Consider the following 21,443-nt stretch of genomic DNA (forward strand, 5'->3'; position numbering starts at 1 on the left):
GAAGCGCCGGTTCCATCGGTCCCTCAGGGCCACGAGGTCTCGTTCGAGGGACACACGACCATCTCGCGGACCTCGCAGCCCTGTGGCTGGCGAAGAGCGAAGAGCACGGTCGCGGCGACGTCGGCGGGATCGTTGAGCTTGGCGTCGGGGCCCGGCTTGTACTGTTCGGGCCTGTCGTCGAAGAAGGCGGTGCGCATACCACCGGGGACCAGCAGGGTGACGCCGACCGTTCCGGCGAGTTCGGCCGCCAGCGCCCGGGTGAACCCGACGACGCCGAACTTGGAGGCACAGTAGGCGGTGGCGTCGCTGAGCGCCCTCAGACCCAGGGTGGAGGCGCAGTTGACGATCGTGCCCCCGCTGTCCTTCAGGTGGGGCAGGGCCGACCTGGTGACCGCGACGGTCCCCAGGAGGTTCACGGCGATCACGCGTTCCCATTCGTCCGCGCCGACCTCGGCCAGGGGCCCGCAGGCGTCCGTCCCGGCGGCGTTGACGATCGCGTCGATCCGTCCGTGGGACTCCACCACGTGGGAGACCGCCTTCTCCACGGCTCCGCGGTCGGCCAGGTCCACCTCCTCGAACGCCACGTCGATGCCGGGGTGCCGACGGTCCAGCACCACCGGGGTGCCGCCCTCCTCGGCGATCGCCCGGGCGGTGGCCGCTCCCAGTCCCGAGGCTCCTCCGGTGACCAGCGTCGTACCGATCTCACGCATCTGCGTTCTCCTTCTCCCTGGTCGGCGTTCGGTCTTCGGTCTTCAGAGCGCGGGTGCTCCCGCGCGTTCGCGTATGCGTTCGATGACCCCGCTGGTGGACCGTCCGGCCAGGAGCGGCATGGTGAGCACCTCGCCGCCCGCCTCCCGGACCACGGAGGTCTCGGGCAACAGTTCGGGGTCGTAGTCCCCGCCCTTGACCCACACGTCGGGTCTGATCCGTTCGAGGATCCGGACCGGTGTGGGGTCGGCGAAGAGGACCACCGTGTCCACGCACTCCAGCGCTGCCAGGATCTGGGCCCGGTCGTGTTCGGGGACCACGGGTCGGCCCCGACCCTTCAACGTCCGGACCGAGGCGTCGTCGTTGAGCAGCACGACCAGGTGGTCGCCGAGTTCACGTGCGCGCCGCAGCAGTTCCACGTGGCCGGCGTGCAACACGTCGAAGCAGCCGCCGGTGGCCACGACGCGTCCTCCACCACGCCGTGCGCTCTCGGTGATCGGTGAGGGGGTGAGGAGACTGATGGCCGGTCCCCGCCGCTTGGGCGAGGTCGCGTACGCTCCGGCCGCTCCTCGGTCGACGAACTCGGTGGCCGCGGAGGTGCCCGCCTCCACCGCGCCCTGGATGTCGGTGCCCACGGCCCTGGCCGCGACGCACGCGGCGGCGAAGGCGTCACCGGCCCCGCACGTGTCCGTGGGCACGCCCATCGGCCACGATCGGGAACGGCCACGGCGACCTCGGGCATCGGACCAGATCGCGCCCTCCTCCCCCAGCGTGACGGCGACCGCGCGGGCCCTCCACCGGTCGACGAGCCGGCTCGCCCTCTCCCAGGGTGTGTCCCGTTCCCCGTCTCCTGCGAGGAGCGACTCCGTCTCGTTCGGCGTGACCAGGTCCACGCCTTCGACGGGCGCGGCGCCCTTCGGGTGCGGGTCCCACACCACCGGTACACGTCCGACCGCTTCGGACACGGCCGCGCGAACGACGCCCTGATGGGTCGTTCCCAGGCCGTAGTCCGAGACCAGCACGGCCGAGGCCCGGTCGATGAGGGCGCGCACGTCCATGTCGTCGGGCCATTCGAAGTCGGGGTCGCACCCCTCGTCCACGCGCGCGACGGTGACGCCCTCGGCCAGGATCCGTGTCTTGGTGGGGGTGTGTTCCCGCGCGGACGGTGAGACGAGTCGGACCCCCGTCCCCAGGCCGCGTGCGATCTCCGCCGCCGCGTCGTCCTCACCCAGGGCGGTCAGGAGCACCACGTGTACCCCTTCGTGCTCGCTGAGCAGACCGGCGGTCAGTGCCGCTCCCCCGGGTCGGGACCAGCGCGTGGTGCGTTCCAGCACCGGCGCGGAGGTTCCCGGGCACGAGCGCCGGGACTCGCCTCGCAGATCCACGTCCAGCAAGGCGTCCCCGATCACCACGATCGTCGGGCCGCTCATGATGCCGTCCTCGGTGTGGGTGCGGTGACGGCCCGGTCGTTTCGTACCAGTCCCCGCTCCACGGCCGCGCAGAAGACGTGGACGAGCACCAGGTGCACCTCCTGGACGGTCGACACCGACCCCGCCGGAACCGCGACGGTCTCGTCGCTCAACGCCTCCAGGGCGCAGGAGACGGAACCGGTCAAAGACCAGCTCACGACACCGAGTTCATGGGCCGCCTTGACCGTCTCCACGACGTTCTCGCTGTTGCCACTGGTGGACAGGCACACCAGGATGTCCCCCGGTGCGGCGTGGGCACGGAGCTGACGTGCGTAGACGTGCTGATAGCCGTAGTCGTTGGCGATGGCGGTCACGCTGGAGGTCTCCGCGTGCAGGGCCAGGGCCGACAGGGGCCCGCGCTCGCGCTCGAAGCGACCGGTCAGTTCGGCCGTCAGGTGTTGCGCCTCCGCGGCGCTCCCACCGTTGCCGCAGGCGAACAGGCGTCGCCCCGCGGCCAAGGCGGGAGCGGCCCTGCTCCCCCAGTCCTCGACCCGTTCCACGTCGGTGCCCGCCAACGCTTCGGACAGTTCACGCAGGTGGGTGTGCATCAGTTGTCACCTCCCGCGAACGCCGTTCCCAACGTTCGCTCCACGGCACGTTCGGAGGAGATCCTCGGTCGGGGCGGTTCTGGCCGCGCCAGGGCCAGGTAGCACTCCTCGGTGGCCCGCGCCACCTCGGCCCACGAGTACAGTTCGTCGACCCGCCGCCGAGAGGACTCGGCGAAGGCCGCCCGTTCAGCGGGGTCGGCGAGCAGGTGGCGCAGGGACTCGGCCAGACTCCCCGGTGCGCGTGGCGGAACGAGTAGTCCCGTCTCCCCCGGCACGACGGTGTCCTTGTGGCCGCCCACCCGTGAGGCGATCACGGGGACGCCGCAGGCCATGGACTCCAGGGTCGAGAGCCCGAAGGGCTCGTACCAGGGAGTGTTCACCGCCACGTCCGCCGACCTGATCAGGGTCGGCACCTCGGCGCGGTCGACGCTGCCCAGGAAGCGCACGCGCTCGGCCAGGTCCAGACGAGCGGCCAGGGTGCGCAGACGACACACCTCCGGGTCGTCCTCCATGTCCTCCGGTCGGGGTCCTCCCGCCACGATCAGTTCGGCGCCGGGTACCTTCTCCATAGCGCGGATCACCGTGTCCACGCCCTTGCGCGGGACCATGCGTCCCAGGCTCAGCACCCGCGGGCCCATGGCCCGGGTCGCGACGGGGCCGAAGGGCGAGAAGCGTTCGGTGTCCACGCCGCACGGGACGACGGCCACCCTCTCCGGGTGCACGCCCCAGGTCAGCAGTTCGGACCTCTCCTCCCGTGAGGTCGCCACCACCATGGTGCTCTTGCGCGCCACGGTGCGTTCGACCTCGCACCGCTCGGGTGGGCTGGTGTCGGCCGCGCCCTGGAAACGACGCTTGACCGATCCCAGGGCGTGGAAGGTCTGGAGTACCGGTATGTCGAGGGCTTCGGCGGCCGGTATCGCCGCCATGCCGCTCATCCAGAAGTGGGCGTGGACGACGTCCGGTCTCCACCACGACCAGGCCCGACGCAACCCGCGCCCGAACGCGGGCATGTGGGGCGGCAGGTGGTCCTTGGCCACCGGGGCGGCGGGGCCGGCCCTCAGGTGGTCGACGCGCACACCCTCGGTGAAGGGCACCCGGTCGGGCGTCGTGGTGTCGGCCCGGCGCGTGTAGACCACCACCTCGTGGCCTCGTCGGGCCAAAGCGGTGGCCAGTTCCGCCACGTGGACGTTCTGGCCGCCCGCGTCCTCACCGGTGATGCACGCCAGCGGACTGGCGTGTTCGGAGACCATGGCGATCCTCATCGTGACACCTCCTCCAACAGCCGCTCCCAGTCGTCGAGGAACCGGGAGAGTCCGTACCGTCGCAGTGCGGCCTCGCGAGCCGCCGTACCGGTACGGATGGCGTGTTCGTGGTCCTCCAGGTAACCGCGGAGGGCCTCTCGCAGGACGTACGGGTCCGTTGACACCACTCCGGCTTCCGATGGCACCGCCTCGTAGGCTTCGGTGGTTCCCAGCGCGGCGACCGGCGACCCGAGCATCATGGCCTCGATGAGGGAGAGCCCCAGCGAGGTCCAGCGCAGCGGATGCAGGTAGGCCCTGCGGTGGGCCAGTTCGGCGTGCATGGCCGCCTGTGGCGGATCCTCGTACACGCGCAACGCCGCGTCCTCCAGGCCGAGTCGCCGCGGTACCTCCCCCACCGACATCCCGAAGAGGTCCAAGGGGACCTCCTCCGCCATGGCCGGAAGCAGGTCCGTGCCGGTGAAGCGCCACCGGCGCAGGGGTTCGTTGAGCACCACCCCCACACGTTCGGTCCGCCCCGTGTAGAGGTGGCCGGGGTCCGGAACGCCGTGTTCGACCACGCGGGTGGGCGCGCGACCACAGTCCCAGAACAGCGCGTTGAAGTGCGTGACGTGCACGACCGGTATGTCCGAGCGGTCGGCGAGGGGGTGTCGGGTGTTCGGCACGCCTCCCCGAGGTGTGTCGTGTTCGACGTAGACCGCCGGAACGTCTCGTCCCGGCACCCTGCCGAGCAGGCGTTCGGCCAGCTCCGGCTCATGTGGTCGTTGCAGGACCACCAGGTCGATCTCGGTGTCGTGGAGTTCGTCCACGGGGACCTCCACCGCGTTGACCGGCCAGTCCCAGGTCCGGGCCCTGCCCCGCCCGTCCGGCCCCCGCTCGGGATCCAGGGGAAGGACGCAGGTGTGTCCGGAATGGACGAAGGCGGTCGTCCACGACCCGTGGACGTGCCACATCAGGATCCGGCGGTGTCGTGTGGGTGTCCGTACCGCCGGTGTCTCCACCGGTACCGGTGTGTCCTGCCGTGGCGGCCGGACGGCCGCTTCCGCGCGCACGCTCATTCGGTGTCCTCCAGCTCCTCGATCGCGGTCAGCACGTCCTCGGTGGTGACGTTGTTCAGACACGGGTGACCGGGGACCGGGCACTCGCGGGCACGGGTACCGGCGCAGGGGGCGTCCTGATCACCCAGGACACGACGGTCGACCTTGTAGGGGGCCCAGGCCGAAGCCGGGACGACGGGCGCGAAGAGCGAGACGACGGGGGTGCGCAGAGCGGCCGCCAGGTGCGCGGGCCCGGTGTTGCCCACCGTGAGGACCCTGGCACGGCGGAGCACGTCGGCCAGTTCGGCCGTGCTCGTGCGGGCCGCCAGGTTCAGTGCGTGGTCGGCGGCCACCTCGGTGGCCCTGTCGTGGTCGTCGCCCGTCACCACGACCCGATGTCCCCGTCCGCTCAGCGATGCCGCCACGTCGGCGCCCAGCTCGAGCGGGAGTTCCCGGGAAGGGGCGTCGGCCCCCACGTGCACGACGACGTATCCGTCGGGCCCGGTGAGTCCACGGGTGTCGGGCAGGGAGTCGGTGAGGGCCAGTCGGCCGTCGTCGTCCGGGTCCGGCCGGTGGCCGGCGGCCACCATGAGGGACAGGGCCCGTTCGGGTTCGGGCAGGCCCCGCGCGACTCGGTGTCGTACGTCCAGGAGACTGCCGGGGTAGTCCTCACTGATGGCGGCGACGCGTCCCACCCCGGCCATCCTGAGCAGCAGGGCCAAGGGCAGTGGTGACTGGTGGAAGGAGGTCAGGATCATGGCCTCGTCGACACCGATGTCGGCGATGCGCTCCACCAGGTGTTCGACGTCCTCGCGCTCGACCGGGGACGGGCGCGGGTCGATCCACGGGCAGCGCCACACCAGGACGTCGTCCACGCCGGGCAGCAGCCGGGCCACCGGAGCACCTCGGGGACTCACCAACATGACGACGCGGTCCGCGGTGCGCGCCGCCGCGCGCACGGCCGGCCCGGACAGCACCACGTCCCCCATGCTGTCCATGCGTGCCACCAGCACGGTGCCGGCACTCATGTGCGCCCACCCTCGACCAGTCGCGACACCGCGGCGAAGGGGTCCTCGGCCACCTCGGGAGCGCCGCGGACCTCCTCCTCGCGGGTCCTTGGGGTGGGCACCAGGATCCCCCGCGCCCCGGCCGCCGCAGCGGCCTCCACGTCGGCGCCGATGTCGCCCACCACCGCGCACTCCGCCGGGGCCACGCCCAGGGCCCACGCCGCCCCGACGACCATCCCCGGTCGGGGTTTGCGGCAGGAACACCCGTCCTCCTCCCGATGAGGACAGAGCGACCACAGGTCCACCGGCCCGATGAGCCGGTCGATCCTGCGGTTGACGGCGGCCACGTCCTCCTCGGTGATCATCTTCCGGCCGATTCCGGACTGGTTGGTCACCACCGCGACCGCCAGCCCGTGTTCTCGGGCCAGGGCGACCGCCTCGGCCGCACCCGGTCGGGGCACCACCCGGTCGGGGTCGCCGTTGTAGGGGACGTCCTCCACCAACGTTCCGTCACGGTCGAAGAGCACGGCCCGCACCGAAGGCCGGCGATGGGCCCTTGCGTACCGGAGCTCGCCGACGCCCCTGTACCAGACAGCCAGAGGTGGGATGGCCACGCTGGTGAGTGCCATGTCGACCCATTCGTCGAACCGGGCCGGTCCGGCCACGATCCTGCGCGCCGCGAAGCCCACGGTGCGGGCGGCCCAGAGGGCGCCGGCCGCGGCCGCGAGTCGTGGATGTCCCTTGACCGTCGCGGCCAGGGCCGCCAACGGCAGGGCGGTGGTGATCAGGTGTGAACGCAGGGTGCCCCGTGGTTCCTCCACACGTTCGCGCCAACGCGTGCCGTGCAGGTGACGCATCAGGACGTCGTCGGCGTTGCCCCGTTGGGCGCTCAGGGAGGCGCGTGGCCTCCCCTCGGCCAGGGGATGGACGCACACCCTGGCGCCTTGGCGCAGGCGGAAACCGGCGTCCTCCAGGCGCAACGCCAGGTCGGTGTCCTCCCGGTAGGCCCGGCGGAAGCGGGTGTCGAACCCGCCGACCCGTTCCAGGGCGCTTCTACGCAACGCCAGGTCGGCGGTGATCCACCGGGCCCGTTCCAGGGCGATGGTGTTCCGTTCGGAGTCGGTGGGGCGTCGTCCCTCGGGTCGGGGAACGACGATGCGCCCCTGGGTTCCGGCCACACCCCGTGGCACCGAGCGAAGGTCGCCCCTCAGCCGGTGCGCCCAGTCCCACGGAGGTCGCACGTCGTCGTCGAGGAAGACGATCCACGGGGCGGTACAGGACTGCCATCCGGCCTGCCGTGCCGTCGCCGGCCCCCGACCTCCCGTACGTAGCGTCCGCACCCGCGGGTCGTCGATGCCCGGAAGCGGTCCGGTCGCCTCGTCCTCCGGGCGGTCGTCGACGACCACCACGTCGGACGGGGCGCTCTCCTCGGGCGCCTCCAACACGGGGCGCAGCAGTTCGGCCAGACCGGGACGGCCCACGGTCGGGACGACGATCGCGTACTCGGGCGCGTACTCGGGATCCATCATGAACGTTTGCCTCCAAGACCACCCCGACGGACGAGGAAGGGGCCCAGGGCCAGAACGTCCACCGGTGCGGAGCCGAAGCACTCGAGCGCGTCCCACGGCGAGTCGACCATGGGACGGCCCGCGGTGTTCAGGCTGGTGTTGACCAGGACGGGGACGCCGGTGAGAGCGTCGAACTCCGAGAGCAACCGGGCGGTGAGCGGATCGTCCTCGGGCGCCACGGTCTGCACCCGTGCCGTACCGTCGACGTGGACCACCGCCGGTACGCGATCGCGCCACTCGGGTGCCACGTCGTGGACGAAGAGCATGTAGGGACTGGGCAGGGGCCCTCCCGAGAAGATCTCGGGCGCGCGGTCCGCGGACACCATCGGCGCCACCGGGCGGAACTGCTCACGCCCCTTGACCGTGTTGAGCCGTTCGAGGTTGTCCTCACGCGCGGGATTGGCCAGCAGGGACCGGTGACCCAGGGCCCGGGGTCCGTATTCGGACCGGCCCTGGAACCAGGCGACCAGGGCGTCCTCCCCCAAGGCCCGGGCCACCTCCGCGGCGAGGTCGTCGGGACGTTCGAACTCCAGGTCGGCCTCGGTCAGGATCCGGGCCAACTCCTCCTCGTCCCAGCTGCGTCCCAGGTCCGCGCCGGGCATCGGGGTGATCGTGTCGCCCAGGTCGACGGCGACCTGCAGAGCCGCCCCCAGGGCCGTGCCGGCGTCGCCCGAGGCCGGTTGGACCCACACGTCCTCGAAGGGCCCCTCTCTCACGATGCGGCTGTTGGCGACGCAGTTGAGGGCGACTCCTCCCGCCATCGCCAGGCGCCGCTGCCCGGTCCGCTCGTGCAGCCAGCCCACGAGTTCGAGGAGGACCTCCTCCATCCTGTTCTGCACGCTGGCGGCCAGGTCGGCGTGTTCGCGGTCGGGTTCCTCCCCCGCGGTCCGGGCCGGGGCGAAGGAATCCCAGTCCACCCCCGAGGCCACGATCCGGCCGTCGCCCAGATAGTCGACGTACTCCTTCAGCGCCTCGTTCATGGTGGGTTTGCCGTAGGAGGCCAGTGCCATGACCTTGTACTCGTCGCTGGAACGTCGGAAACCGAGGTGTTGGGTGAGTTCCTCGTAGACCATCCCCAGGGACTCGGGCAGCGGCTGGCGGACGAGAACGTCCAGCTCGCCCTTCTCCGAGTAGGAGCCCGCCATGTGCGAGGTGTTCTCGCCTCGCCCGTCGGCGACCAGGAACGCCCGGTCCACACCGCCCTCGGCGGTGGTCGGCGCGGCCAGCGCGGCGGAGGCCGCGTGTGCGACGTGGTGCGGTACGTACACCACCTTGCCCGGGTCCAGTCCGGGAAGGGCCGTGGCCAGGAAGTACGGAGCGCGTTCGACGTAGATCAACCGCAGACGCTCCCAGCCGGGTTCCAGGCCGGGTCCCTCCTCCGTGGCGAGCCGCGGATCATAGGAATAGGCGACCGCGTCCAGGTCCGCGGGTGTCAGCCCGGCCTCCCGCAGGCACCAGTGCATCGACTGGGTCGGAAGCTCCCAGGTGGAGAAGGGGACCGCCTCCTTGCCGTGTTTACGGCGGGAGAACCTCTCCTCCTCCGCGGCGGCGACTGTCGTACCGTCCACCACCACCGCGGCGGCCGGATCGTGGAAGACGGCGTTGACGCCCAACACCCGCATGGCCTGCCTCCCTCATCTCGAGTTCGTGAGCCGATACCGAGTACAAGCACTCGACTACCTGGGGCGAACGTCGGTAAACGTGACTGTGGGGAAGGAGTGGCCCGTGGGTTCCCGAACCGTCCGAAAACGGGAGTAGTGGGCTGGCACCTCACCCCCGGGGGTTCGGAGAGGCCCGGGGGTTTGGAGAGAGTGGTGAAAGGTCAGGAGCGGGGACATGGAAGGGGTCGGGCGAGCCGTCGGAACCGGTGGGGGGGACGAACCACGTTCCCCTCGGAACGCGCCTTCGCTCTTGGTCTGCCGATCACTGGGTCTGGGCGACTTCGGCACCGCGGTTCCGGCTCTTCGCGCCCTGGAACGGGCCCTGCCCCATCACGACCGTTTCCTCGCGGCGCCCTCCTGGTATCGCGACCTGGTGTGGCTGGCCGGTCTGCGATGGACCGTCATTCCGACAGGACCACTACAGCCGCCACCGTGGAGGGGCGTGGCACCCGATCTGGCGGTGAACCTGCACGGTCGTGGCCCGCAGAGCACGGCCGCTCTGAACACCCTCGCCCCGAGACGGTTGTGGGCCTACGGGGGTCCCACCGGATCGTCGCACGAGGACGCCCCGTGGCCGGGGCCGGTGCACGACACCAGGCTCTGGTGCGGGCTCCTGGAATGGAACGGTGTGGCCACCGACCCGACGAACCTGCGCTGGCCCGCCCCTTCTCGGGGATCAGAGCCCGAACGGGACACGGTGATCGTGCACCCCGGCGCGGCGTCCGCCTCTCGCAGGTGGCCATCACACCGGTTCGCGTACGTGGCCAGGTGGCTGGCGGACCTGGGATTCGAGATCCTGTTCACCGGATCGAGCGGGGAGCGTCCCCTTGCCGAACAGGTGGCGCGGGAGGCCGGACTGGGGCGGGAGACGGTCACGGCGGGCCGGACCGACGTGCCGGGACTGGCCGAACTGGTCCGCCGAGCGCGACTGCTCGTGTGCGGGGACACGGGAGTGGCCCACCTGGCGACCGCCTACGGAACACCTTCGGTACGGCTGTTCGGTCCCATGCCCCCCTCACTGTGGGGACCGCTGGTGGACGGCGATCGCCACGAATGCCTGTGGTCGGGCACGAGGGGCGACCCCCACGCCGATCATCTCGACCCGGGCCTGGCCGCCATCACCGTCGACCGGGTCCTGAGCGCGTGCGAACGCGCGCTGTCCCGGAAGGGACCCCTCGACGAATGAGGATGGGGAAAACCTGGGAGCAAGAGTCGGCCAAGTCCGCACAGTCATGTTTCCCACGCCTCTGTTTCCGGGCAGAGTCGAGCCGATGCGTTCTCCGCGATCAGCCTCCCCCACTTCCATCACGCGGAGACACGACGCCCGTTTCCAGGCGCCGTGCACCCACGACACCGTCCGTACAGCGGACGGTTTGGAGGCTCGATATGCATTCCTCCGTGACCACCACGGTTCCAGCCCCCGCCAGACCCGGCGACGAACCGACCCAGGACGCCTCCGCCGAGGACCTGCTCTGGGCGCTCCAAGGCCTGGACCGGGACGACCCCAGGGCCAAAAGGCTACGAGAGCGTGTCCTGGCGCATTACAAACCGATGCTGAATCGCATCGCCCGCCGCTACCGAGGCAGGGGCGAAAGCGTCGAGGACCTGTGCCAGACGGCCTATCTCGGGCTGGCCAAGGCGATCAACGGCTATGAACCCGACCGTGGCAAGGCCTTCATCTCCTACCTGCTGCCCACCGTCACCGGGGAGATCAAACGCCACTTCCGCGACCACACGTGGGCGGTCCACACCCCGCGAGGGGCCCAGTCCCAACGCCCACGGTTGCGCAAGGCCAGACAGGAGCTGGAGCAGCGGCTGGCCCGCACACCGACCAACGAGGAGATCGCCCGGGAGATGGAGGTCACGGTCAAGGAGATCGAAGAGATTCTCTTGGTGTCGGAGGCCTACGACACCATGTCCCTGGACGCTCCCGAACCCCGCAGGGAGGACTCCTCCTCCGCCTGGGAGCGGTACCTGGGGGTGGAGGACCACGACCTGGACCTGGTGATGCAACGCGAGGCCGCCCGGTCCGCCCTGCTCGCGCTCCCCGACCGGGAGAAACTCATCCTCAAACGAAGCTTCTTCGACGAATGGAAGCAGGAGCGCATCGCCCAGGAGGCGGGTTGCTCCCAGATGCACGTCTCACGATTGCTCACCGCCTCGCTGGAGCGTCTGCGCAAGGAACTGGCGGAGGACGACCCGCCCGGAAGCGCGCCCTGGAACCGAAAGCCCGATCGTGGCTCATGAGCCCGGTCGGTCGCCGGCGGCGCGGCTGCTGTTCTCTTGCCCCTGGTCGATCTCCTCCAGGATTCGCTCGACGTCGGTGAGCAGGGCACCATAGACCGGCCATCGCTCGTCGTCCCAGGAACGGAGCATGCGTTCACGTTGCTCCACGACCTTGTCCAGAACCTCGTCGACCAAGGCCCTGAGGTCGTCGGAGGGGAGGTGGTGCTCCGGCTCCTCCGTGTCCCGCACGAGCGCGAAGGTCTTCGAGACCCGTTCCATCACGGGCGCCAACTCTTGGAGGAAGGCGTCGTCGAGCGTGGGAGAGCGGGCACCGACGTCGAGTGCCGCCCGTAGGGTCCGCACGAGGGATCGCATGTGCTGGGAGGCGCGGCTCAGGGCGTAGATCCAGTTCCGGTAGGTCCTCAGCCGACCGACCGGTACGGCCTGTCGTCTCACGAGGCGTCGGGGGTTCAGCCGGAAGCGGTCCTCCTGCCGACCGACCGTCTCCAGGGCGTTGCGCACAGTGCCGTCGAGTCTTTCACAGGCCTGGTCCCACCGGTCCAGAGTGAGCCCTTCCTCCCCACCTCTCAACCCTTCGGCGATGTCGCCGCTGAGGGTGGACAACCCGTCCGCGAAGTCCAGCACGGCGTTCTCCGCGTCCCGGAAACGAATGGCGGGAGCCATGAGGACGTTGACGACCAAGGCGCTCACCGAGCCGACACAGACCATGAGCATCAGCGAACCCAGTTCATCGACATTGGTCGCCGACCCGCTCGCCAGGGCGAACCCCGCGATCACCGCGAGCTGGCCGCTCTGGCCACCGAACTGCTTCACCTGCCCCAACAGCAACGCCACCACGATGGCCAGGGTGAACGACCACAGGTGCGTTCCCACCGTGAGGCCGATGACCCCGGCCAGCAGGGCCCCGAGGAACACGGCCACCACGTAACGGCTGGAGCTCAACACCGAACCGTAGACGGTGGGCCGAACCACCAGCAGCGCCGCGAAGACCGCGAACCCCAGCTGGGTCTTCTCCCCCATCAAGACTCCCACCGCGAAGGCGATGACGGAGGCCAACGCGGACTTGACGACGAAGACCAAGATCTCCCGTTCGAATCCGCGCCTCCGATAGGCGCGGCACAGTGCTCTCCTCAGCTTCTCCAGGACCATCGTCTTCCCTCGAACGGTGCCCTCCGCCCTAGACGGAGGAAAGCCTGACCCACAGTCTGCCGTCCACGATCGACGTCTCCAGGGGTTCCACGGGGGCGGTCGCGGGCCCGTGGACGACCGTTCCATCGTCGAGCCGGAACTCGCTTCCGTGCCAGGGGCAGCGTAGGCACCCGTCGGTCGACTCCCCCTCGGCCAGGGGTGCGCCCATGTGCGGGCAGGTGCCCAACAGCACCGACACCGAACCTTCCGTGCGGACCACCACGACCGGCACACCATCGATGTCACCACCGGCCGGGTTCCCCTCCGGGTACCCCTCCAACGGGCCCAGGTCGTGCCACCCTTGGGGCACCAGGTCTCCGAGGTGGTCGGCGCTGTTGGCACCACCCGCACGGTGGTAGGCGATGTGGCCGCCCAGTGTTCCACCGATACCGATGGAGCCGAGGCCGGCCAGGGCCAGGCACCTGCCCCAGCCCGCCCTGCCACGCGCACGCGCCAAGGAGGAGGCTCCGAACAGCAGCGTTCCCAACCCGTTCGCGGCCGCGTGCACCACTCCCACCCGCTGATGGCGCTCGTGCTGCTGGGACCAGTCGGCCAGCCCGCTGAACACCGCGGGGGCGACGGTCAGCAGCCCGATGTCGACCAGAGCGCGGGCCTCGCGACGGTGGTCGCCCGGCAGCAGGTCCAACAGGACGGCGGCCGTCCACGTGCCCATCGGCAGGTGGATCATGATCGGGTGGAGCGGGTGCCCCAGTTGGACGCCGTGCAGGACGTCGCGCGCCGTTCCCGAGGGCAGCCGTTCGGCGAGGCCCTTCAGGCGGGCGACCAGCGGGTCGAGACGGTCCTCGCGTTCGATCTCGCGGATGCGTTTACCGAGTCTCATGGTCGCTCGGCTACCCGGACGGCCCGCCGTCAGTCCCTCCCCGGGCGACATTTCGAGAGCCTTGACCGGTTTTTCCAGGCCCCTCGGGCCGCGCACCGGGCGTGTGCGGTGCTCAGTCGGGGGTCTGGGTCTGTCCCTGGTAGACCAGGCTGCGATGGTCCACGATCGCGTATCGGGCACCCTCGCCACCGCTGGTGTGCAGGACCAGAACCTCGGTGTCCGGGTCCACGGTGTTCACGGGCACCCGGGCTCCGTCCCAGGGGCCGCCGATCACCTCGAACGGGACCTGTCCCCGTCCCCCCAGGCAGAGCAGTGCGACGGCCAGGACCGGGACGAGGCTCGCGAGGAGGAACGCCGTGTCCCCGGTCCAGGTCCAGACCATCTTCAGCGCGGCCGTGCACAGCAAAAGGACGCAGACCGCGACGGCGCGGCCCTTTCGGGAGAGCCGTCGCTTCGCCTGGGCGCTCATGTCCATGACGTCCTCTTCTCGTGCCGCGCCGCGCGTCGTTGGGATCGCCTCGGTCGAGTCATTGCCGTTCGGGGTCGGTCCCAGAGGGCACCGCCGCGTACGGGTGGTGGAGATCGAAGGCCGGACGCTCGGACCGGATCCGCGGCAGCGCCGTGAAGTTGTGCCGGGGCGGCGGGCAGGGCGTGGCCCACTCCAGGGAGCAGCCGTAACCCCACGGGTCGTCCACACCGACCATCGGCGCCTTCTTCGCGGTGACGTAGATGTTCCAGAAGAAGATCAGCGTGGAGGCCGCGAGCACGAACGAGGAGATCGAGGAGATCTGGTTCAGCTCGGTGAAGCCGTCGTCGGGCAGGTAATCGGCGTAACGCCGGGGGAAGCCCGCCACGCCCAGCCAGTGCTGCACCAGGAAGGTGCCGTGGAAGCCCAGGAACAGCAGCCAGAAGTGGAACTTGCCGAGCTTCTCGTTGAGCATCTTGCCGGTGAACTTGGGCCACCAGAAGTAGAAACCCGCGAACATCGCGAACACCACGGTGCCGAACACCACGTAGTGGAAGTGCGCCACCACGAAGTAGGAGTCGGTGACGTGGAAGTCCAGCGGCGGCGAGGCCAGGATGACGCCGGTGATGCCACCGAAGAGGAAGGTCGCCAGGAAACCGATCGAGAACAGCATCGGCGTCTCGAAGGAGAGCTGCCCCCGCCACATCGTCCCGACCCAGTTGAAGAACTTCACACCGGTCGGTACCGCGATGAGGAAGGACATGAACGAGAAGAACGGCAACAGCACCGCTCCGGTCGCGAACATGTGGTGCGCCCACACGGTGACCGAAAGCCCCGTGATGGCGATGGTCGCCGCCACCAGGCTCTTGTAACCGAAGATCGGCTTGCGGCTGAACACCGGCAGGATCTCGGTCACGATACCGAAGAACGGCAACGCGATGATGTACACCTCGGGGTGGCCGAAGAACCAGAACAGGTGCTGCCACAGGATGGCACCACCGTGCGCCGGGTCGAACACGTGGGTACCGACCATGCGGTCGGCGCCCAGGGCGATCAGGGCACCCGTCAGGACCGGGAACGCGATGAGCACCAGGACACCGGTGAGCATGGTGTTCCAGGTGAAGATCGGCATCCGGAACATCGTCATACCGGGCGCGCGCATGCACACACCGGTGGTGATGAAGTTGACCGAACCGAGGATGGTGCCCAGGCCGGAGACGAGCAGACCCATGACCCACAGGTCGCCGCCGATCCCCGGTGAGCGGACCGCGTCCGACAGCGGGGCGTAGGCGAACCAACCGAAGCTGGCCGCGCCGCCGGGGGTCAGGAACCCGGCGATGGTGATGAGGCCCCCGAACAGGAACAGGTAGTAACTGAACAGGTTCATCCGGGGGAAGGCCACGTCGGGAGCGCCGATCTGCAACGGCATGATCACGTTCGAGAACCCGATGAACAGCGGGGTCGCGAACAACAACAGCATGACCGTGCCGTGCATCGTGAACATCTGGTTGAACTGCTCGTTGGTCAGGACCTGTAGGCCCGGCGAGAGCAGTTCCAGACGCATCAGGACCGCCAGCACTCCACCGAAGAGGAAGAAGGTGAAGGAGGTGATCAGGTACATGTACCCGATGATCTTGTGGTCGGTCGAGGTCAACCATCCCACCACGAGTGAGCCTTTGTTCCTCACCCCTTCGGGCTCGGATGTCCGCGTGTTCGTCTCGACCGTCATGAGGTTCCTTCTGGGGTTGCGTACAAGCGAAGCCCGCCCTGTGGCGTCTGGAGAGGCGAGGGAAAGGTGATCTATGAAAGTCCGGAAAACCTTCTCCTCCGACCCGGCCCACCACAGGCGAAACGGCCGGGAGCTCGGTTCGTCCATGAATACCGAATCGAGGGAAGGCGCGCTCTCGACGGGAAGTCGACGAGTGGTTCGCACTCGATCCGCCAACCTAGCAGTCCCGATGCCATTTTCCCAGGAGGGCACGAGCAACTCGCCGAGCGATTCACGTGCAACAATCGGGAGACTTTATACCAGAAGGGACATTAGCCCCGAATCCTTTCGAGACCATCCCTTCGAATGGTCACGTTATATCTCGACATCCGACGTCTCGCGCCGAGTCGTTCCCTCGTCCGGTGATTGACGAACCCGGCGACCGGACAGTGGAATGACCCCGGGGACCTTAAAATAGGTTTTTAAGCGACAACCCGAAACCTAAGGGAGAAACGGCCGTTCAGCGGACATAGACGTGGAGCGCCGGGGAGAAGGCGAGGTGTCGCATCTTGCCGGGCCACCGTGAAGGGCCCCACGTGATCACCTATCGCGCCACCCTCGACGCCTCCAGCATCCGGCGTCGACCTCCCGGGCTCCACGGCGTCGCCCGCGGTGAGAGGGGACCGTAGTCCCGGATTGCCTGGGTGAGCATGGGTCCGGGGATGTGCGTGGTAGTGATCCACGGTGTCTCGGCGTCGGAGTCGACGTCCACGGCATGGGCGGGGTGGAAGGCGCCGACCCTGCGCGCGGCATCGGCCTCCCGGGCGAATCAGGAGCGAAAACCGTCTTCCTGAGCGAGCTCGGGGCGGATCGTCTTGATGACGATCGGGTGTCCGGACACGGTCGTGGCGAGGTGGACTTGGGGCACTACTGCTCCTCTACCAAGCTGGTCTCGGACCTGATCACCCGCGCCGCCGGGTAAACACAACTGGACCCCGACCGCATCAGCTTCACCACCGCCCTCAACTCCGCCCGTCGCTCGGTCAACCAGACCGGTCGGCGTTTTTGCCCCTGAACACCTGGCGGCCTTGGACATGTGGGCGTTCGGCGAGCTGATGGACGACCTGCTGCCCCCTCGCCGCTGCCGGTCCGCTCCTCGCGAGGTCACCCGGCGCTCTTTCCGGTTCCCCACTCGGGACCGCACCAGGCCCGCCTCGGTCAGAGCACGACATCGAGTCCACCTCTGGTGCCTCACCCCACCAGTGAAAACACCTTAAAACAACGGTGTTGGCACCGAGCCCTCACCCGCCCGGCTACGGGCCGGAGCGGCCAGGTTCTCGAGTCGCGCCGCCGCCACCGCCGCCTGGCCGAGAGCGATACCTCCATCATGACAAGGAACCGATGTGTTCTTGTACACAGCGAATCCACGCTCCCGGAGCGAGACCGTGACCAGTTCGAGCAGAAGCGCGTTCTGGAATACCCCTCCGCTCAACGCCACTCGACCGTGTCCGTGGATGTGGCGGGCGGCCTCGCAACACGAGGTAATGAGGCCGGCGACGGCGTGATGGAAGCGGAAGGCGATCTCGGGCACAGGCACTCCTGCCGACATGTCGTCCACCACCCCTTGGACCATTGGTCGAGTCTCAATCGGGCCGATGTATGAGGGAGAGGTACCCCATGAAGGATCGGAAAGGACCGGCAACGCCTCACGTTCGGGCACATGGAGCAGAGCGGCCTCCTCTAACATCACCGCCGCCTGGCCTTCGTACTGATTCTCGTCGCAGATTCCGAGGATGGCCGATACGGCATCGAACAGTCTTCCCATACTTGATGTACGGGGTGAGACCGCCGGGTCGGCGATCAGCCTGTCGAGCGCCGACGACTTATCCGGTGACAGTTCCCGCAACAGAGGTACCGCGACCGTGTCGGTGTCCGCGCCGAAAGCTTCGCGCAGGTACACGTATCCGAGCATCCAGGGATGTGCCAGAGCACGACCGCCACCGGGCAAGGGCACTTGGGCAAGGTGAGCGAAGCGCTCAAAGCCCTTCAGGTCTCCTACGAAGAACTCTCCACCCCAGATGGTGCCGTCCGGGCCGTAGCCGGTCCCATCTGCCGCGACCCCGATGAGCGGGCCTTCGAGGCCGTGCTCTGCGATGACACTCGCGATGTGCGCCTCATGATGCTGGACGCCGATCTTGAGCGGAACAGCAGACTGGTGCGCGTACCGGGTCGATCCATAGTGCGGGTGTAGATCATGCACGACCACCGCCGGCATGACATCGAAAAGACGCTGGTAGTGCTCAACGGTTTCAGCGAAAGACCGAAGCGTAGCATCCGTGCTCAGCTTGCCGATGTGATGGCTCACAAACGCCTGATCGTGTTCGACCAAGCAGAAGGTGTTCTTGTTGTTGGCTCCGCATGCCAACAACGGCACCGGTGAGGAAAGTGCCAGCCGTAGTGGAGCGGGCGCGTAACCACGTGCACGCCGCAGGACCTGGGGAGATCCTGCGGTGATGCGGACCAGTGAGTCATCACATCGCATATGGATGGGGCGGTTATTCGTCAGTACCGCATCGGCGATATCCGGCAGCAGCGCTGAGGCCTCCTCATCATGGTAGATGATGGGATCGTCGCTAGCGTTGGCGCTGGTCATCACCAGCGCTACGGGGCTCTCTCGGGGAAAATGCTCTCGGCAGGAGGCCAGCAGGAGATGATGCACCGGAGTGTAGGGCAGCATGACTCCCAATGTCCCCACCCCCGGAGCGACACCTTCCATGATCGTGCCCTGTTCCTGTTCCAGCAATCGGCGCAAGAGGACGATGGGGCGCTGGACCGACCGAAGGAGTTCCTCTTCCTCAGCCGACATAACGCACATGGACCGCGCCACGGTCACATCCTCGACCATGACCGCCAGGGGCCTCGCCTCCCGGTTCTTCCTCCGACGCAGTTCGGCGACGGCCTTCGGATTACCCGCGTCGCAGGCCAGGTGAAAACCTCCCAGGCCTTTCACGGCGAGGACTCCGCCTCTAGCCAGCAGGTCAGCTGCTTGTGCGAGTGAGCCGTCCGCGACGGCCTGCCGGAGGTTCCCATCACCGTCCGGTCGTGTCCACCTCAGGAACTCCAGGTTCGGGCCACAGTCGGGACAAGCGTTGGGCTGGGCGTGGAAGCGACGATCGGATGGGGTGTCGTACTCCGTGGCGCACCGGGAGCACAGCGGAAAGTCGAGCATGGTGGTGTTCACGCGGTCATAAGGCACATCCATGGTGATGGTGAATCGCGGACCACAATTGGTGCAGTTGATGAACGGATATCGGTGGCGTCGGTCGGTCGGGGTGAGCAATTCCGCATGACATTGTTCGCACAGTGCACTGTCCGGGGATATCAGCGTGTTACGCCCATCGCGCCCCTGTCGACTGCGAGAGATACTGAACTCACAATCGTGCCGCAGTTCCATCGGCTCGTCGACCACCCGATCGACACGAGCCAGCGGCGGTGGGTGGTTCCGCAACCGAACGATGAACGCCGCGAGATCCGTGCCCTTACCCTCAACCTCGATGAACACACCGTCGCTGTCGTTACCGACGAAACCGTTGAGTCGGTGTCGCTGCGCCTCTTGATAGACGAACGGACGGAACCCGACACCTTGGACGATGCCCCGAACAAAAATCCTCCTGCGCACGATGTTCGTCGTAGACTGCATGGCTGTACCTTCCTCAGTGAGCCATGGGCGTGGTCACCCCTTGTGTGCCAGACATGCCAGGTAGCGGGGCCCATCCGTAGTGACATCCACCAATTCCCAGTCGCCGCCCTCAACGATTTCAGCGAGCTCTGTGGGTGACGCGAGCAGATAGTCGAACCAGTCAGTGGCCAAGGACCCGTCGCGAATACGGAATCGTTGTTGCCCCGGTAGACGGCCCACTGCCCGATTCCCCGCGGCGTAGGCCGTGTGCTCGGAGCTCGTGAGCATGCCCGGGTCGATACCGACCCCGAGCAACACTCCACCGGGTAGGGCCGCTCCCGCCAGCGCGGACAGCGCGGCGGAGGCCCTCTCCCGGCTACCCAGGAGTCCTAGGTTCTGCCCGCCGAGAAGAATGGTGCCGAACTGATACCGGATCCGGTCCAGGTTCTCGACGCCGGCCTCCACGACCTCGACCCCACGTTCCCTGGCGACCGCGGCCGCACCGGCGGAGGGTTCCACTCCGACGACCTCGACGCCCTGGTTCATCAGATGCACCGCGTGTCGCCCCGGGCCACATCCCACGTCCAAGACCCGGCCCTGCACTCGTTCACAGGCGAGTCTCTCCACACGATTCCACCCCTCCTCGGGGGCGAAGTACTTGGCCACGTCGTGCACGGTCAACATGCCGTCATCTCTCTCAATGACCTCGTAAGCGACACCGGAAACACCGCCCCGCCGCCAAGCCCTGGTCACGGCACGCCCGAACGCGTCACCGGTGCGCGTCACCGGATCACCGACGTATGGTCTTGTGCCCACGGTCATTCCTTCTCCCACTCGGGTGGCAGCGATCGGTGCTTACGCAGCGGCGAGCGGACCAGGAGCACCACGGGGATCGCCATGATGACAACGCCGATCCACAGGGCCGTCGAGGTGGACCACACGGCTGCCATGGCTCCACCGATGAGCGCTCCCAATGGGAGCGTGCCTTGAGTCACGACCCCGTTGGCAGCCGTCACCCTCGCCATGAACAGGGTGGATGTGACCCGGACTCGCAGCCCCGCGGCCGCGATGGCTCTGCCCACCACGACGAACCCGATGAGCATCTGGGCCGTGGCCACCAGCGGTACAGCGACTGCGGGAATGAGACCGGCCATGGGAGCGGCGACCACCGCCACAGGGGCGAGCGCGGAAAAGACCATGGTCATGCGGATCTCACCGAAACGCCTCCGTAGACCGGGGGCGACCAGGGACGCGGTGATACCGGCCACGGCTCCCATGGTGGACAGCAGGCCGTACATCCACGGTTCCATCCCGATGTCCCGCAACAGAAAGAGCGGCAAAACCGTGAGGATGACGCCGGCGCCCAGGTTGTTGAGCGCTGCCTGGGAGATCAACAACCGCAGCAACGGCTGGCGCACCACGATCCGTAATCCTTCGACGATCTCCTGCCGAAGTCGACGCCGTCGCCCGTGCCTTCGGTCACCAGCGTCCTCATCGACCCTGATGCTCCGTACAAGCAGAAGCGACACCAGGTGGAAGAACGAGGCCATCGCATACAGCAGGGGGGCCGCCACCACCTGCGTCAGAACGCCGGCCGTGCTCGGTGCCACGGCCTGGATGGTGCTTTTGGATGTTTGCAGCCGCGCGTTACCATCCGCGACACGCCGCTTCGTGATGATGAGCGGGAGGACGCTGATATGAGACACGTCGAAGAACACACCCGCGACGCTGGTGGCGACCGCTACGACGAACAGGTGTGGGACAGTCAACCAGTCCAGCCAGTAGGCCACCGGGACGCTCGCGAAAGCCAGGGCATAGACGATCTCCGCGATGATCATCACGGTGCGTTTCGTCCAGCGATCGATCCAGGCCCCTGCGGGCAGACCAACGGCCAGGTATCCGATCCTCGCGCACACGGCGATGAGGCCGATCTCCATCGGCCCCGCCTCCAGGAGGAGCACCGCGGTGATGGGAAGGGCGAACGCCGCGACCTCGGCCGCCGAGTAACGGAATCCGTCGGCGAACCACAGCCGCCGGAAACAAGGGTCTCGCATCAC

General features: G+C 68.1%; 17 protein-coding genes. 2 read left to right on the top strand and 15 right to left on the bottom strand.

Translation table 11 applies throughout. The features are described from left to right. Positions 1–23 precede the first annotated feature (23 nt). The 8 genes from NLI01S_RS10740 to NLI01S_RS10775 form a co-directional block, all read right to left on the bottom strand. Positions 24–710 carry an SDR family oxidoreductase gene (locus tag NLI01S_RS10740; protein ID WP_067603202.1) on the bottom strand — a complete coding sequence of 229 codons (687 nt, stop codon included), beginning with the start codon at positions 708–710 and terminating at the stop codon, positions 24–26. A gap of 42 nt (positions 711–752) precedes the next feature. After that, on the bottom strand, positions 753–2,138 hold the full coding sequence (locus NLI01S_RS10745) for a PfkB family carbohydrate kinase (RefSeq protein ID WP_067603204.1): 1,386 nt from the start codon (positions 2,136–2,138) through the stop codon (positions 753–755). Next, on the bottom strand, positions 2,135–2,725 hold the full coding sequence (locus NLI01S_RS10750; protein ID WP_067603206.1) for a D-sedoheptulose-7-phosphate isomerase: 591 nt from the start codon (positions 2,723–2,725) through the stop codon (positions 2,135–2,137). Before NLI01S_RS10750 ends, NLI01S_RS10745 begins: the two co-directional genes overlap by 4 nt. Then, positions 2,725–3,987 carry a glycosyltransferase gene (locus NLI01S_RS10755; RefSeq protein ID WP_067603209.1) on the bottom strand — a complete coding sequence of 421 codons (1,263 nt, stop codon included), beginning with the start codon at positions 3,985–3,987 and terminating at the stop codon, positions 2,725–2,727. The genes NLI01S_RS10750 and NLI01S_RS10755 overlap by 1 nt, the downstream gene beginning before the upstream one ends. Beyond that, positions 3,984–4,937, bottom strand: a complete 954-nt coding sequence (locus NLI01S_RS10760) for a glycosyltransferase (RefSeq protein ID WP_157091010.1) — start codon at positions 4,935–4,937, stop codon at positions 3,984–3,986. Before NLI01S_RS10760 ends, NLI01S_RS10755 begins: the two co-directional genes overlap by 4 nt. Before the next feature lie 101 nt (positions 4,938–5,038). Then, entirely contained in the window at positions 5,039–6,049 is a 1,011-nt protein-coding gene (locus NLI01S_RS10765) for a glycosyltransferase family 9 protein (RefSeq protein ID WP_067603210.1), read from the bottom strand. Beyond that, on the bottom strand, positions 6,046–7,557 hold the full coding sequence (locus tag NLI01S_RS10770; RefSeq protein WP_223809192.1) for an HAD-IIIA family hydrolase: 1,512 nt from the start codon (positions 7,555–7,557) through the stop codon (positions 6,046–6,048). Before NLI01S_RS10770 ends, NLI01S_RS10765 begins: the two co-directional genes overlap by 4 nt. After that, on the bottom strand, positions 7,554–9,218 hold the full coding sequence (locus NLI01S_RS10775) for a carbamoyltransferase family protein (RefSeq protein ID WP_067603213.1): 1,665 nt from the start codon (positions 9,216–9,218) through the stop codon (positions 7,554–7,556). Before NLI01S_RS10775 ends, NLI01S_RS10770 begins: the two co-directional genes overlap by 4 nt. 289 nt (positions 9,219–9,507) lie before the next feature. On the opposite strand from NLI01S_RS10775, the gene NLI01S_RS10780 reads away from it, so the two are divergent. Then, a complete protein-coding gene (locus tag NLI01S_RS10780; protein ID WP_067603329.1) occupies positions 9,508–10,443 on the top strand; it encodes a glycosyltransferase family 9 protein in 936 nt (311 codons plus the stop codon). 200 nt (positions 10,444–10,643) lie between these two features. Continuing rightward, entirely contained in the window at positions 10,644–11,504 is an 861-nt protein-coding gene (locus tag NLI01S_RS10785; RefSeq protein ID WP_067603214.1) for a sigma-70 family RNA polymerase sigma factor, read from the top strand. Here the strand turns inward: NLI01S_RS10785 and NLI01S_RS10790 are convergent. The 7 genes from NLI01S_RS10790 to NLI01S_RS10825 form a co-directional block, all read right to left on the bottom strand. Further along, positions 11,499–12,653 carry an FUSC family protein gene (locus tag NLI01S_RS10790; protein WP_067603216.1) on the bottom strand — a complete coding sequence of 385 codons (1,155 nt, stop codon included), beginning with the start codon at positions 12,651–12,653 and terminating at the stop codon, positions 11,499–11,501. The two genes, NLI01S_RS10785 and NLI01S_RS10790, sit on opposite strands and share 6 nt — an antisense overlap. 28 nt (positions 12,654–12,681) lie before the next feature. Further along, entirely contained in the window at positions 12,682–13,533 is an 852-nt protein-coding gene (locus NLI01S_RS10795) for a Rieske 2Fe-2S domain-containing protein (protein ID WP_067603218.1), read from the bottom strand. A gap of 112 nt (positions 13,534–13,645) precedes the next feature. Beyond that, complete coding sequence (locus NLI01S_RS10800) at positions 13,646–14,002, bottom strand: hypothetical protein (protein WP_223809193.1); 357 nt, start codon at positions 14,000–14,002, stop codon at positions 13,646–13,648. A 58-nt stretch (positions 14,003–14,060) separates the two neighbouring features. Beyond that, complete coding sequence (gene ctaD, locus NLI01S_RS10805; RefSeq protein WP_067603222.1) at positions 14,061–15,728, bottom strand: aa3-type cytochrome oxidase subunit I; 1,668 nt, start codon at positions 15,726–15,728, stop codon at positions 14,061–14,063. Between the two features lie 1,252 nt (positions 15,729–16,980). Continuing rightward, positions 16,981–19,407, bottom strand: a complete 2,427-nt coding sequence (gene hypF / locus NLI01S_RS10815) for a carbamoyltransferase HypF (protein WP_084392482.1) — start codon at positions 19,405–19,407, stop codon at positions 16,981–16,983. Positions 19,408–19,440: 33 nt separating this feature from the next. Next, positions 19,441–20,070, bottom strand: coding sequence for a class I SAM-dependent methyltransferase (locus tag NLI01S_RS10820; RefSeq protein ID WP_190318427.1), 630 nt, complete (start codon positions 20,068–20,070; stop codon positions 19,441–19,443). 134 nt (positions 20,071–20,204) lie between these two features. After that, positions 20,205–21,440, bottom strand: coding sequence for an MFS transporter (locus tag NLI01S_RS10825; RefSeq protein WP_067603229.1), 1,236 nt, complete (start codon positions 21,438–21,440; stop codon positions 20,205–20,207). Positions 21,441–21,443: the final 3 nt, after the last annotated feature.

Origin of the sequence: Nocardiopsis listeri NBRC 13360 (genome assembly GCF_001570765.1) — a bacterium.
Taxonomy (GTDB): Bacteria; Actinomycetota; Actinomycetes; order Streptosporangiales; family Streptosporangiaceae; genus Nocardiopsis; species Nocardiopsis listeri.